The sequence below is a fragment of the Vibrio phycocola genome (assembly GCF_053850235.1).
Window position 1 is genome coordinate 429,863 of record NZ_JBSQDJ010000002.1, and the last position, 14,359, is coordinate 444,221.

A 14,359-nucleotide genomic window follows, 5' to 3' on the forward strand; every position below is an offset into this window, starting at 1 on the left:
GCCATGACAGAAATGGAAAATAAGGCTCGCATTGTTAGTGCGACTGTAGCGAGAGGTAAGGAATCGAGTGACATGTTGGAGGTTGAGCGATGAGTCTACAGCTGACGGCGGAACCAATGTCAATTCGTCCGATAACAACACCGGTATTCGGCTCTGAGCCGAAAGTCTTCGCAGATATTTACAAGCCAGATCATAACATCGCGATTTGGCAGCGTACGTTGTCGACGCAAATGACAGAGGATATTGATGCGCTGTTACAAGATGGGCAACTGGCGTTAGTTCGCAGTGTTACACCTAAAGATGCGGGTCTATGGCTCCGGAATAAGCTTGAAGGGTACGCTTGTGCAAAAGCACTAAGTGAAGATATTGCGCTTATCGTTGATATGTTCTGTTGCTTGTTTGATCTAAAGGAAGCTGGCGTACGGCTAACAACACTCGACAGACCAATGTGCCCCAAATTTCATGTTGATCAGATTCCTTGTCGCCTCGTGACAACTTATGCGGGTACCGCGACTCAGTGGCTGGGAGACAATGATATCGATCGTTCAAAACTTGGGGCGGCTAGTGCGGGAATACCTGACCATCTCTCAGGGCTCTTTAAAAATAATATGGCGATTAATCAAATGGAGTCTGGTGATGTCGCTTTGCTCAAAGGTGGCGGCTGGGAGGGTAATGAAAGTACTGCGTTGGTGCATCGTTCACCCGAGCTGTCCCCTAATGAACGACGGTTATTACTCACATTGGATTTTATCTAGTTGCGTTTACAAGTATCAACACATCGGTTTTATAAATAAGAAGGAGAATTTGAACCATTATGCAGGCAACGCTGATTAAAAATGCGCTCGTTGTGAACGAAGGCATTGTAAAGGAAACGGATGTTCGTCTCGTCGGACAACGAATAGAAACCATTGCGACCCACCTCACCGCTAAACCGGAAGACATTATTGTCGATGCCAAGGGGCGTTACCTTCTTCCAGGAATGATCGACGATCAAGTCCATTTTCGCGAGCCCGGTTTGGTTCATAAAGGTTCCATTGCCAAAGAATCACGCGCAGCGGTGGCGGGCGGTATTACCAGTTATATGGAAATGCCAAATGTAAACCCTGCGACCACAACCATCGAAGCATTAGAGCGCAAGTTTGCGATTGCCGCAGAGCGTTCGTTTGCTAACTACTCTTTCTACTTGGGTGCAACAGAGGACAACCTCGACCAAATAAAAGCACTTGATCCTAAATGGCACTGTGGCGTAAAAGTGTTTATGGGAGCATCGACTGGTGACTTACTCGTAGAAGACCCTCAAGCGTTGGATGCAATATTTCGTGACTCTCCTGTCCTTATTGTCACGCACTGTGAAAGTGGCGCAGTCATTAACCAGAACCGAACACAGCTCATGAAAAGCGGAGCTCCTTTAACGATTGATGATCATCCTATTCTTCGAGATAAAGAAGCCTGTTATGCATCATCCTCATACGCGGTCGATCTGGCGAAGAAGCACGGCAGTCAGCTTCATGTTCTGCACATCACAACAGAAAAAGAATTAGCGTTATTTCAGCAAGGGCCGATTGAGGGTAAACACATCACAGCAGAAGCGTGTGTGCATCACCTTTGGTTCAGCAATGAAGACTATGCTTTACTTGGGAATCAAATTAAATGTAATCCTGCAGTTAAATACGCCAGTGATCGCGAAGCATTATTGAATGCCTTGAAGACGGGGCAAATCGATATCATCGCGACGGATCACGCTCCTCATACCTGGGAAGAAAAACAGACCGATTACGAGGTGGCTCCAGCCGGTCTTCCTCTTGTTCAGCATGCCTTACTGAGTTTATTCGACCACGTGAAGAACGGAAAGATGACTCTTGCTCAAGTGGTGGAAAAAACCGCTCATAACCCAGCAATTCGTTACTCGATTGAAGACCGAGGTTATATACGAGAAGGCTACTTTGCGGACTTAGTGCTAGTGGATCTCGAGGTACCAACACAGGTAAGCCATGAGAACAGCTTGTATCATTGTGGTTGGACGCCTTTTGCGGGACACGAATTCTCAGCTCAGATTTCTCATACTTGGGTTAATGGATCGTTGGTCTACGCAAATCAAACTGTAAATGAAAAAGCCACTGCAGCCATGCGTCTATCGTTTAATCGCTAGCCTCAGGTTTAGTCTGGAAATAAAGAGAATTTAGTATGTTAAGAAGAAACCCTAACGGTCATTTGCCTCAGGTGTCAGAGACTGCATTCGTTGATCCGACAGCCATTATTTGTGGCAAGGTTGTGATTGAAGATAACGTGTTTATTGGGCCCTATGCTGTGATTCGCGCCGATGAAGTGAATGAACAAGGTGATATGGAAGCGATTGTGATTAAACGTGACACCAACATTCAAGATGGCGTTGTGATTCACTCTAAAGCTGGTGCTGCCGTGACAATTGGAGAGCGATCTTCGATTGCGCATCGTTCTATTATCCATGGACCGTGTGAAGTCAGTGATGATGTTTTCATCGGCTTTAATTCCGTAGTGTTTAATGCTGTGATCGGTAAAGGCTGCGTTATCCGTCATAACTGTGTCGTTGACGGTTTGGATTTACCTGAGCATTTTCACGTACCACCTATGACCAATATTGGAGCAGAGTTTGACTTAAACAGTATTTCTAAAGTACCACCTGAGTACTCTGCATTTTCCGAGTCGGTTGTATCGGCAAACCATACCCTTGTCCAAGGTTACCGAAGAATTGCTAATGAGCTTTGATGGTATTGGTTTTCGGGTTGTGATGTTGTGGATGGCGATGATTATGGTTGCACCGAGTATTCATGCTCATCCACACTCTTGGGTCGACTTAAAAACCACTGTTGAAGGTAAAAATGGGCTTATTACTGGCTTTAAGATGGAGTGGTCCTTTGATGCGATGACGTCGGCCTACATGCTTGATGGAGAGGGTATTACGCCTCAAAACGAGCAAGAAACATTTCGAAGGTTGTCTGCGTCGGTGATGGAAAATATGAAGTATGAGCATTATTTCACCTATTTTTACGATGGTGAAACGCCAATCAAGTACCAGGTTGCACACAGTGATAGGTTGGTTCGTGATCGTTCGAAACTTGTTCTCAGTTTCACGCTACCTTTATCTGAACCCAAACCTGTGACTCGCGAGGGTTTGAGTCTGTTGATCTTTGATCCAAGCTATTATGTCGATATGGCGTGGAAAGCAGACAATGACGTTGTGTTGTCACCAGAGTTGGCTAACGATTGTGGGTTAGAAATCCATGAGCCAAACCCGACACCTGAACAAGTAAGCTATGCGTTATCTCTACCTGCGGATGTCGATCCAGATGAAGCACTAGGGCAGTTATTTACTCAAAGTGTGCAAATCCACTGTGCTAATTGAGCATTCCTCAGAGAGCTATATAATGACAAATTCAATATGGAACACACGAACTATCACGCTTATTTCGGTTGTATTGTTGATCGTATTCGGTGTTTATCAACTCTGGTTAATCTGGCCAACGATCATAGTCTCTAGTACACAATGGCAGCGTGAGATTAACGCTGAAATTGCTGATTTACTCTATGAAGCGCAAACCAATCCGCTCGTTGCTGGTGGGTATTTAGCCGGACTGAGTTTTTTGTATGGCATGTTTCATTCATTGGGACCAGGGCACGGAAAAGTGATCGTGACCACCTACCTCGCGACACACCCAACCAAGGCGAAAACCAGCCTTATCTTAACCGTTGTTTCGGCGTTATGTCAGGCGCTCGTCGCGATTGTATTGGTGAGTATTCTTGTCTGGGGCTTTAGTATGTCGATGCGTGCGGTAAACGAAACCGCAATGCTTTTTGTATCAGTGAGCTTTGCCTTGGTTACGATATTAGGTGTGTTGATATGTTGGAAAGCGACGAGAAAAATATATCGTTCTCTGAGCCCAGGAACCTTTCAAATACATGCTGCGATGCCATTAAATAACCCTTCATTAGCTGGACAAAAACCGATAATTTCGAATTCGGTGGTTAAGTCATCGATGCTCCTAAACAATGACATGACAAGATCCCAAACACATGTCGCACAGGATAATAGCCATCATCATGGCGAAACGTGTGGCTGTGGGCATCAACATGTAGCGGATGCCGATGCGATTAACCGAGCTTCTACACTGAAAGAATACATCGGTATTATTGCCACCATCGGGATTCGTCCATGCACGGGCGCGATAATGGTCTTGCTTTTTGCCAATGTCGTTGGGCTTTACTGGATGGGCGTGGTGAGTGCGATCGTGATGGCGGTTGGAACGGCATTTACGACGTCAGTTATCGCGATTCTAACCTTAACCGGGAAACAGTTAGTTCGACGTTACCTGGTAACAAGTGATCGAAATCGGAAGAGTGGATGGAAGCTTGCTGGCTACTCGCTTCAATTGTTCGGAGGAGTATTTCTTATCATCATTGGCTTAATCTTGCTAAGCGGCACCGAATACGGAATGTCACCTGTGTTTTCGCTGTGAAAAAAAGGCCCTAATAGAATCGTCTATCAGGGCTTTAAAATATGGTTTTTATTTCATGTTAGGTGAGATTAGTCCACTGAGACGGTGCGTTTTTCAGCCAACGCCATAGCAATATTTGCCAGACTGTATGCGGCTTCGTTGATAAAATGAGGGTAGATCTCTCCCTTTCCTTTCCAGCATATCTCTTTACCAGTAAAAGTAACCAAAAGAGGCTCACCAGACTTAACGGGTTCGAAGTCTTTTCCACAGATACTTGGATGAACGATTGCTTGACGCATGCCGTTTGTATCTAGGGGAATATGGACTTCTTCAGTAAAGTAAAACGCATTAAAATCGTTTAGTTTTGGTATTTGTTGTGTGTTGTGCTTTTCGACGTAATCGAGAACTAAAGTGAGCATACGCTTCATCAGATCTAACGTTTCATGTTTCAAGGCTCCGTGAGCTTGAGCACCGACTTCGATCATCACACCGTGTTGTCCAGCCGTACATAGATACGCTTGTTCTGACCAAGTAATGGTATCTTCGAATAGGATATTGGCTTCGGGCATGTATTGTTTTATGTATGCGCCCATCTTGAGGTAGAACGCATCTGAGGAAAGCAAGATTAACGTTGCTCCCATGTTGCTGGTGGTATTGTGAAGATCGACGATCAATTGATTATCGGTCTGTGAATACTCTTCTATTATTTGACGAGCAATGGGGTGTCGTTCGCGGGTTGAATCGCCTTCGTTGAGGTTTGAGAACTCGCGGTTTAAATCGGTTTCAATGAATCTAACGTTGCGTTTCATCGCTTCTTTATTCGCGATGATCAATACTGTGTCAAAGCTAGGACGTTTTGCATCATAAAGTCCATCGTTGATGAGTTTGTTTAGGTAAATGCCGGACAACTCATTTCCATGAGTTCCTGATACGATTAGTACGCTATTTAGATTATCAACTTTCATTTACATCACGTTCTTCGAATAATAATTACTGTTATGTTATAACAATTTTCAACGTAGTGGAATCTCGTGTCACAAGGTTTACCGCGTTTGCATTTACCTCTTTAGAACGGGTACGGTGTTTAGATATGATGTACTGTAGAATCATATCTCGTTATCGCTGTTCAAGCTCTCGTGCTGTCATCTTATGCCTACAATTCAAGGAGTGAATTAATGAAGCTTCAAGCTATTACCTATTTTAATGAATTGGTGAGTTCCCGTTCTATCCGGCAAGCGGCGGAAAATTTAGGGGTTTCGCCGACGTCAGTGATTCGTCAGTTAGAAAACCTTGAGCACTATGTGGGAGCTGCACTCCTTATTCGGGGGGCGAGAGGGATTACGCTTACCGCTGCGGGAGAGTTATTAGCCGTTCGTTCAAAAGATATGATGCGTGACCTTGATAATGCGAGACAAGCAATTGATGACTTGCGTGGGTTAAAGAGAGGTAAGGTAGCAATTCATATTAATGGCGCGGCAATCAATACGATACTCGCTCCTGCATTGGCTGAGTTTTATAAGCTCTATCCTGCGGTGTCAATTGAGGTGACGGTTTCATCTGCGGAAGATGCGATTAACGCTGTTACTAATGGTCATACGGATATCGCTGCGACCATGTTTTCGTCTTCCGATCCACTATTGGATATCCGATTTAAGTTTCCGGTATATCATGACGTAGTCATGGCGGTTAATCATCCGTTAGCGACTTTAAAAGACATTACCCTAGAAGATATCCGGAAATACCCTGTGGCTATGCCTGATAAGTCATTTGGAATTCGACGCCGATTTGACCAGCGACAACGAGCAATAGGGCTAGTGCCATTAGAGCCTTCATTCACTACTTCTTCTCTGGAACTGCAAAAAGAGTTGGCATTACGCCAAGCGGCAGTATTGATTCTTCCAGCCATGTCAGTGATTCGTGAAATTCAGTCGCAAGAACTTGTCGTCAGACCTTTTCAGGCTCAATCGGCTATTCGATCAGAACTTCAAATTGGTCGTGCCAAAAATACCGAACCCAGTTTTGCTGCGGCACGTTTGACTGACTTTCTCGAAGAGTTTTTGCCTGCTCATGCTCAGAATATCTATCGCGAAGTTAAACAATAAGTTGGTCGCGATAGGTTTCTCTAAAAATCAATATGATAAGCTATTCCAACTTTCATTTATAATAAGACATCGCTCCCTCTGATACGCCGCAAAATCAGTGTTACGGTTTTAGTGTTACTGTGTGCTAATAAAACTGATTGCAATTACACTGAAATCTCAGGCATGGTAGGGATATTAAATAAAACCTTTTAAAACAACCGGAAGGGAATCCATGTATGACTTGTAAGATTCGTTCTTTTGTTGCTGCAACTGTTATCGCTATGCTCACTGCAAGTTCGGTGCAGGCGGCGGCACGCACCGATCTTGTTTTAGGTATGAGTATTGAACCATCAGGACTTGATCCTACGTCTGCAGCTCCTGTTGCTATTGGCCAAGTGGTTTGGCAAAACCTATTCGAAGGATTAGTCACTATAGGAAAGGACGGGGACATTGAGCCTGAACTGGCGGAAAGCTGGTCAATTTCGGAAGATGGGCTGACTTATACGTTCGATCTGCAAGACGATGTTAGCTTTCAAAATGGGGTTGCGTTTGACGCAAAGACCGCGAAATATACCATCGACCGATTGCTTGCCGATGATTCAATCAACCCACAAAAATCCTTGTTTAAATCGATTGAAAGCGTTGCGGCACCGAATCTTGATACCTTGGTGTTAACGTTATCTAAGCCATCTTCTGATTTACTTTATTGGTTGGGTTTCCCAGCTGCGGTAATGATAGAGCCTTCAAGTGAAGCATCGAATTCAACTTTACCAATAGGAACTGGGCCATTTAAGTTCGATGAATGGAAGAAGGGTAATCAAGTCTCGTTGGTGAAAAACCCAGAGTATTGGGGAAAACCAGCACAACTGAATAAAGTGACGTTTCGTTTCATTGGTGATCCTCAAGCTCAAGCAGCGGCGCTTAACTCTGGTGGCATAGATGCGATGCCAGAATTTAGTGCACCGGAACTTGTTAGTCAGTTTAAATCCAACAGCGCATTTGACACCGTGATTGGAACGACGAGCATGGAAGTGATTGCTGGAATGAATAATAGCAAAAAGCCGTTTAATGATGTTCGTGTTCGTCAGGCTCTAATGATGGCTATTGATCGTCAGGCAATTATCGATGCAACAAGTGAAGGGTTAGGTAAGCAGATTGGAAGTCATTATTCTCCCTCAGATGCTGGTTACGAAGATTTGACCAAGATTTTCTCGTACGATCCAACTAAAGCGAAAGCACTTCTGGCTGAGGCTGGGTATCCAAATGGTTTCGCTTTCACAATCAAAGTTCCCACTCGACCTTATACCGAGCGTGCAGCAGAAATAATGCAAGCATACTTTTCTATGATTGGTGTCACGATGAACATAGAGTCGTCAGAGTTTCCTGCTAAATGGGTGCAAGATGTATTTAAGGATACGAACTATGATATGACGATCATTGGTCACGCAGAGCCGCTTGATATCGGAATTTATGCTCGAGATCCTTACTACTTCAATTATCAGAACCCTGAATTTAATCAAGCTATGGCTGATATCGCCGATGCAACTTCGGAAACGGATCGAATTACTGGCTATCAAAATGCTCAGAAAATTCTCGCGAATGATGTCCCTTCTCTCTTTTTATATGCCTTTCCTAAAATTGGTATTTGGAAAAAAGATCTCGTCGGGATGTGGACCAATGAGCCTGTTCCTTCTAACGATTTAACTGACGTGTATTGGAAAAACTGATGAACTAGGGTGCTTGCGATATTGTGCGAGCACCCAGTCTGATTGAAGGTTTAGGATAGAAAATATATGCGGCATATTCTCCACTCTTTTTCTAGGCTAGTCATAACGTTATTGATTGTGTCTTTTGTCATTTTTTTGGTTATGGAAGCTGTCCCCGGCGATCCTGCGGAAATTATTTTGGGTATGTCCGCCGAACCCGATACGTTGGCAGCACTAAGAGCGCAACTTGGATTGGACCAGCCGCTTTTGGCGCGCTATTTCATATGGCTAACTGGACTATTGCAGGGAGATTTGGGCAATTCTTATACCTATTCTACCGCTGTGTCGGAGCTTATTGGAGAACGTCTCGCGGTTACATTGCCTCTTACCTTAATTGCCGTCGTGCTTTCTGTTCTCATCTCTTTGCCATTAGGGGTGATGGCAGCGGCAAAACCAAATAGCCCTATTGATATGTTTGCGACGTTCTTTTCTCAAATAGGCATTGCAGTCCCGAATTTTTGGATAGGTTTACTGCTTATCTTGGGGATTTCATTAACGTTTGGCTGGTTTCCTTCAGGTGGCTTTCCTGGGTGGGAAGGGAATTTTTGGCTTGCTATACAAGCGTTGGTTTTGCCTTCTATCGCACTCGCCATTCCACAAGCGGCGGTATTAACTCGAGTGACTCGGGTAGCGGTTATTGAAGTTATCAATGAGGACTTTGTGCGTACGGCGAGAGCGAAAGGCGCAACTCCGAACTACGTGTTGTGGCGTCATGTAATGCCGAATGCTTTAATCCCAGTGGTGACAATGTTGGGGATGCAGATCTCTGTCTTAATCGCGGGTGCCGTTTTGGTCGAAAATGTTTTTAACTTACCCGGTATGGGGACGTTGGCGTATCAAGCTTTAGCACAACGTGATCTTATTGTAATTCAGAACGTTGTGTTGTTTTTTGCCGCTATTGTGATGATTGTGAACTTTGTTGTCGATGCCCTTTATACGGTTTTAGATCCACGTATCAGGAGCCGCCAATGAAACGCTACCCTTGGTCGCTCATGGTTGGTGGAAGCATCACCCTTGTGTTTGTTATTGCAGCGATATTGAGCCAATTTTGGACACCGTCGGATCCAACCGCAATTAATATTGTTAATCGATTAAAGCCACCGGGAGTCGGGGGGCTATTGGGCTCGGATCATTTTGGGCGTGATGAGCTCTCAATGATAATGAGTGGAGCGTGGGTTTCACTGGGTATTGCCTTTTCCGCTATCGCAATTGGCGGATTTATCGGTACTGTCCTTGGAGTGACAGCGGCCTCGAAAAGAGGGGTATTTGAGTCATTGGTGATGCGGGTAAATGATGTTCTTTTTGCATTTCCACCGGTGCTTTCAGCAATATTGCTGGCTGCAATTCTAGGCGGTGGGCCTGTTACGATTGTTATCGCGATCGCGTTGTTTATGATTCCCGTTTTTACCCGAGTGACACGTGGGGCAGCATTACAAATATGGGCCAGAGATTACATACTTGCGGCACGAATGGCAGGAAAGAGTCACGTTAGAATTACGATTGAACACATTATCCCAAATATTGCGGCCCAAATTATTGTACAGATTTCGATTCAAACAGGACTCGGAATTTTGACCGAAGCTGGCCTCTCTTTTCTTGGTCTTGGCGTCGCGCCACCGACACCGAGTTGGGGAAGAATGTTAGCCGATTCACAAACCTATCTTTCAGTTGCTCCCCACTTAGTCTTTGTTCCGGGCTTGATGATTTGTATTGCGGTTTTGGGGCTAAATTTATTAGGTGATGGGTTGCGAGACTTAACGGATCCGAGACGGAAACAATCCACATGATGCTTGAGATTAAAGACCTAAGAGTCAAGTTTAAAAATGAAAACGACCAAGAAGTCGAAGTTGTTCATGGTATTAACTTGTCTCTCGCGAAGGGTGAAACTCTTGGTATCGTTGGCGAGAGCGGTTCTGGGAAATCGGTTTTATCGTTAGCGACGATCGGACTATTGCCTAAAACAGCCAAGGCTACAGGCGAAATCCTGTTTAACGATGAAGATATTTTGTCTAAATCCGAACAGCAAATGTGCCGATTACGGGGTTCTAAAATCGGTATGATTTTTCAAGAGCCGATGACCGCATTAAATCCCGCGATGAAAGTGGGAGCGCAAATTGCCGAAGGGCTACGGCTACACCGTAAAATGAGTCGTTCAGACGCAAATGCGGAAGTGATCCGACTATTAGATATGGTAAAAATTCCCGATGCAAAAAGAAAGATGCACGTATATCCGCATGAAATGTCCGGTGGACAACGTCAACGAGTGGGTATCGCAATTGCGTTGGCTTTAGAGCCTGATTTACTTATTGCCGATGAACCGACTACTGCTCTGGATGTTACGGTGCAAGCAGAAGTCCTCGATATTCTTGACGATTTAGTGAGTCAATTGGGGATTGCTCTGATATTGATATCACATGATTTAGGGGTGATTGCTCGCATTGCAGACCGTACGTTAGTGATGTACCAAGGAAATGAAATGGAGCAGGGGGAAACCGCACAGATATTGCGCCACCCTCGCTCAGAATACACTCGACAACTGATCGATGCTCAACCCCGGCGAGTTCGTGAAAATGCGACCTTGACGCAAGTGAATCAGGGAGAAGTGGTATGAGTGAAACACTTTTGGAAGTCATCGGTGTCTCGCGCGAGTTCAAGCTTGCAGATACCACGATTAAAGCCGTTAATGATGTCACTTTAACGCTTAAAAAGGGTGAAATTCTCGGCGTTGTCGGTGAAAGTGGTTCTGGGAAATCGACGTTGGCCCGTATGGTGATGGCACTCGATAGACCCACAGAAGGAAACATATTGTTTGAAACGTGGGATCTTTTCAAGCAACGAGCGGCTCGATTACAAACCATGAGGGTTAACTTTCAGATGGTATTTCAGGACCCATATGGCTCATTAAATCCGCGTCATAAAGTGAGTCGAATCGTCGCTGAACCTCTGCACTTGGAAGAGAACCCACCTAAAGGGAAAGCATTGCGTGAGCGAGTTACAACGCTTCTTGAAGAGGTTGGGCTATCGGCTTCTGATATGGATAAATACCCCCATGAGTTTTCCGGTGGACAACGTCAGCGCATTGCGATTGCACGAGCGCTGATTACCAAGCCAAAGTTGCTCGTTGCTGATGAAGCTACGTCTGCACTCGATCTTACCGTTCAAGCTCAGATTCTAAAATTGATTCTTAAAATGCGTGACACGCATGGTATCTCTGTACTTTTTATCACTCATAACATTGGGGTGGTTGATGCGATTTGTGACAGTGTCGCGGTGATGCAATCGGGGAAAGTCGTTGAAGCGGGACCTGTTAGGCAAGTGCTTGATAACCCGAAAGAAGCCTACACCAAACGCCTTCTTTCTGCCGAGTTGACGTTGGATAATATTGGTCGTAAAGGCCATAGGGATATTTGATAGGGATATTAAACAATGACGGATTTTTCAAAGCTCAATACTCGAACCCTCGTGCAAGCGTATGCGAGTGGTGATACCAGTCCGACTGAGTATATGAATTGGTTAATAGAGAAAGTTGAAAGGGTAGAACCTAAAATTTGCTCTCTCTATGCATTTAAACCTGAACAAGCATTGAAACTTGCCACACAATCGACGACTCGCTGGTTAAAAGGAGAACCTCTGAGCAAGCTTGACGGAGTTCCTGTAACGGTGAAAGAGTTGATCGCGACCAAAGGTGATCCGATTCCCATGGGGACCGCTGCCAGTGATAAAACACCTGCTGAAGAAAATGCTCCAACCTCTGCACGTTTAAAAGAGGACGGTGCGATTATCTTTGCGAAAACAACATGCCCAGATTATGGGATGCTCTCTTCCGGACTCTCTACCTTTCATCATTTAAGTCGCAATCCGTGGGATTTGACTAAGAATCCTGGTGGCTCATCAGCTGGAGCCGCGGCAGCAGCAGCGGCAGGGTTAGGGCCATTGCATATCGGTACAGATATTGGTGGGTCAGTACGCCTTCCCGCAGGGTGGACTGGGCTGTTTGGTTTTAAGCCAACACTTGGGCGTATTCCTATTTATCCCTATTATACCGGGCGTGCAGCTGGACCAATGACGCGTACTGTTGACGATGCGGTAATGGTGATGCCAACGATTTCACGACCAGATCGCCGTGATACCACTTCTGTGAATTACCAGAAGTTGGACTGGGATGTTTCTGCGGCATCGATTCGAGGAATGAAAATTGGGTTAATGTTGGATGCTGGTTGCGGCATTGACGCTGAGCCAGAAGTCAAGGCAGCAGTGATTGAAGCAGCAAAGCGATTTGAAGCTGAAGGGGCGGAGATTATCGAGTTAGCACCGGTATTAACACGTGAACACCTAGATGGTTTAGATGTGTTTTGGCGAGCTCGCTTTTGGGACACGATGCTAAAACTCACGCCTGAGAAAAGAGCGACTATTTTGCCTTATATTTACGAATGGGCAAAAACGGGCGGAGATGCAAACCCACTTGATGTAGTTAAAGGTTTCGACGGCACAATGGCGATGCGCGATGCATGCGCTGAGGTGTTTAATCGAGTTGATATCGTCCTTTCACCTGTGAATCCTAATGTTTCATATCCGGCCGATTGGGCTTCACCGACGAATGATCCACAAAAGCCTTTTGAACACATAGCATTCACTGTTCCTTGGAATATGGGAGAGCAGCCAGCGGCATCAATTAATTGTGGGTTCTCCAAATCAGGAATGCCTATTGGATTGCAGATCGTCGCTCCAAGATTTGATGATCTTAAAGTGATTGCGTTAGCAAAAGCCTATGAACAGTGGCGTGGAGCGATTAATTGGCCATCCCTTTAATACCATAGCGAGTTTCGGCTGATTGGACTGCTTTCAGTACGGCGGTAGCCATGACTTCTGCAGCAAGAGCACCGATAACAGACACGTCTGCTTCATATTCACCCGTGGAAAGCGTAAATATGGTGTCCCCATCATGAAGAGTGTGTATTGGGTTAATTACTCGAGCAAAACCATCATGCGCCATCATTGATACTTTTTGGGCTTGCGCTTTTGTCAATTTCGCATTGGTTGCAATCGTGCCAATGGTGGTATTTGACATCTTTGGGTTAATCCCAGTTGATATTATCTCTTTATATACATTGATCGTGCCGGCAAAATGAGTTTTATCTTCCGTTAACATTCCAGCAATCACTTTTCCAGAAGAGGGATCGATAACGTCACCTAAGCTATTTACCGCTACAATTGCCCCAATTACGATATCGTTACATCTTAGACTCGCAGTACCGAGTCCGCCTTTCATTGCAAACTCTATTCCTTTAGTTTTACCGACTGATGCACCTGTGCCTGCACCGACGTTACCGCAGCGAGCTTCGTCATCGGTGGCGTTAACACACGCTTGGTATCCCATCGCTTTATCGGGACGAGCATGATAATCAGCAACAGGTAAATCAAACAGAACAGCACTTGGAACAATTGGAACAACCCCCACACCGACGTCATACCCTCTGCCATGCTCTTCACACCAACTCATTACGCCATCTGCGCCGGCAAGTCCATAAGCACTGCCACCACCTAAATAGACGGCATGGACTCCTTGGATTAGGTTGACAGGATTGAGTGCATCGGTTTCACGAGTTCCGGGACCACCACCTGCAACGTCGACACCACAGACCGCATCTAAATTGGGTAATATCACCGTACATCCAGTTCCGCCTTGGTCATCTTGAGCATGCCCTACCTTAATTCCAGGGACATCACAGATAGAATCCAACATACTCCAACTCCTTGCGCATTATAGTTGATCGCTTAATGGGTCATTCACGATTTGATTTCCTAACCTAACAATGAGAAATAATTTAAGCCAGTTATTTAAGCCTAAAACCCATGAATTTTTTGCCTCGAATTCACTGTTCACTATTTTTTGAGCTTGAGTCTTGAACACCGGTTGCCTAACGTTAGCTGGAAGTCTATTATCGAACAGCTTTAGAGCGAGTTAACCGCCAGAAAAGTGATGTAAACTAAGTAGATTTACTACGGGCTGTTAGCATTTTATGGCAGAGGAGATCCCCGA

At 45.1% G+C, this 14,359-nt stretch carries 14 protein-coding genes; 12 read left to right on the top strand and 2 right to left on the bottom strand.

The window, feature by feature from the left end:
* The first annotated feature begins 89 nt into the window (after positions 1-89).
* From ACWU4D_RS05270 to ACWU4D_RS05290, 5 genes are read left to right on the top strand one after another with little or no spacing between them, the layout of a single operon-like run.
* Positions 90-755: a DUF1826 domain-containing protein gene (locus ACWU4D_RS05270; RefSeq protein WP_456050347.1), complete on the top strand. Its 666-nt coding sequence runs from the start codon at positions 90-92 to the stop codon at positions 753-755.
* 59 nt (positions 756-814) lie between these two features.
* Positions 815-2,149: a dihydroorotase gene (locus tag ACWU4D_RS05275; protein ID WP_456050348.1), complete on the top strand. Its 1,335-nt coding sequence runs from the start codon at positions 815-817 to the stop codon at positions 2,147-2,149.
* 35 nt (positions 2,150-2,184) lie between these two features.
* Positions 2,185-2,745 (top strand): carbonate dehydratase, encoded by a 561-nt coding sequence (locus tag ACWU4D_RS05280; RefSeq protein ID WP_456050349.1) that lies wholly within the window; start codon positions 2,185-2,187, stop codon positions 2,743-2,745.
* Positions 2,746-2,767: 22 nt separating this feature from the next.
* On the top strand, positions 2,768-3,382 hold the full coding sequence (locus tag ACWU4D_RS05285; RefSeq protein WP_456050543.1) for a DUF1007 family protein: 615 nt from the start codon (positions 2,768-2,770) through the stop codon (positions 3,380-3,382).
* A 19-nt stretch (positions 3,383-3,401) separates the two neighbouring features.
* Positions 3,402-4,493, top strand: coding sequence for a nickel/cobalt transporter (locus tag ACWU4D_RS05290; protein ID WP_456050544.1), 1,092 nt, complete (start codon positions 3,402-3,404; stop codon positions 4,491-4,493).
* 68 nt (positions 4,494-4,561) lie between these two features.
* On the opposite strand, the gene ACWU4D_RS05295 is transcribed toward ACWU4D_RS05290, so the two are convergent.
* On the bottom strand, positions 4,562-5,437 hold the full coding sequence (locus ACWU4D_RS05295; RefSeq protein WP_456050350.1) for an aspartoacylase: 876 nt from the start codon (positions 5,435-5,437) through the stop codon (positions 4,562-4,564).
* A gap of 210 nt (positions 5,438-5,647) precedes the next feature.
* Here ACWU4D_RS05295 and ACWU4D_RS05300 point away from each other — a divergent pair, with 210 nt between their 5' ends.
* From ACWU4D_RS05300 to ACWU4D_RS05330, 7 genes are all read left to right on the top strand, one after another.
* On the top strand, positions 5,648-6,574 hold the full coding sequence (locus ACWU4D_RS05300) for a LysR family transcriptional regulator (RefSeq protein WP_456050351.1): 927 nt from the start codon (positions 5,648-5,650) through the stop codon (positions 6,572-6,574).
* A 215-nt stretch (positions 6,575-6,789) separates the two neighbouring features.
* A complete protein-coding gene (locus ACWU4D_RS05305; protein ID WP_456050352.1) occupies positions 6,790-8,280 on the top strand; it encodes an ABC transporter substrate-binding protein in 1,491 nt (496 codons plus the stop codon).
* Between the two features lie 66 nt (positions 8,281-8,346).
* Positions 8,347-9,291, top strand: a complete 945-nt coding sequence (locus tag ACWU4D_RS05310; RefSeq protein WP_456050353.1) for an ABC transporter permease — start codon at positions 8,347-8,349, stop codon at positions 9,289-9,291.
* On the top strand, positions 9,288-10,106 hold the full coding sequence (locus ACWU4D_RS05315) for an ABC transporter permease (protein ID WP_456050354.1): 819 nt from the start codon (positions 9,288-9,290) through the stop codon (positions 10,104-10,106). The genes ACWU4D_RS05310 and ACWU4D_RS05315 overlap by 4 nt, the downstream gene beginning before the upstream one ends.
* The gene (locus tag ACWU4D_RS05320; RefSeq protein WP_456050355.1) at positions 10,103-10,930 is read left to right on the top strand and encodes an ATP-binding cassette domain-containing protein; all 828 of its coding nucleotides are present in this window, start codon (positions 10,103-10,105) and stop codon (positions 10,928-10,930) included. The genes ACWU4D_RS05315 and ACWU4D_RS05320 overlap by 4 nt, the downstream gene beginning before the upstream one ends.
* A complete protein-coding gene (locus tag ACWU4D_RS05325; RefSeq protein WP_456050356.1) occupies positions 10,927-11,730 on the top strand; it encodes an ATP-binding cassette domain-containing protein in 804 nt (267 codons plus the stop codon). Before ACWU4D_RS05320 ends, ACWU4D_RS05325 begins: the two co-directional genes overlap by 4 nt.
* Positions 11,731-11,745: 15 nt before the next feature.
* On the top strand, positions 11,746-13,128 hold the full coding sequence (locus ACWU4D_RS05330) for an amidase (protein ID WP_456050357.1): 1,383 nt from the start codon (positions 11,746-11,748) through the stop codon (positions 13,126-13,128).
* Here ACWU4D_RS05330 and ACWU4D_RS05335 read toward each other — a convergent pair.
* Positions 13,109-14,062: a P1 family peptidase gene (locus ACWU4D_RS05335; RefSeq protein WP_456050358.1), complete on the bottom strand. Its 954-nt coding sequence runs from the start codon at positions 14,060-14,062 to the stop codon at positions 13,109-13,111. The two genes, ACWU4D_RS05330 and ACWU4D_RS05335, sit on opposite strands and share 20 nt — an antisense overlap.
* Between the last annotated feature and the right edge of the window lie 297 nt (positions 14,063-14,359).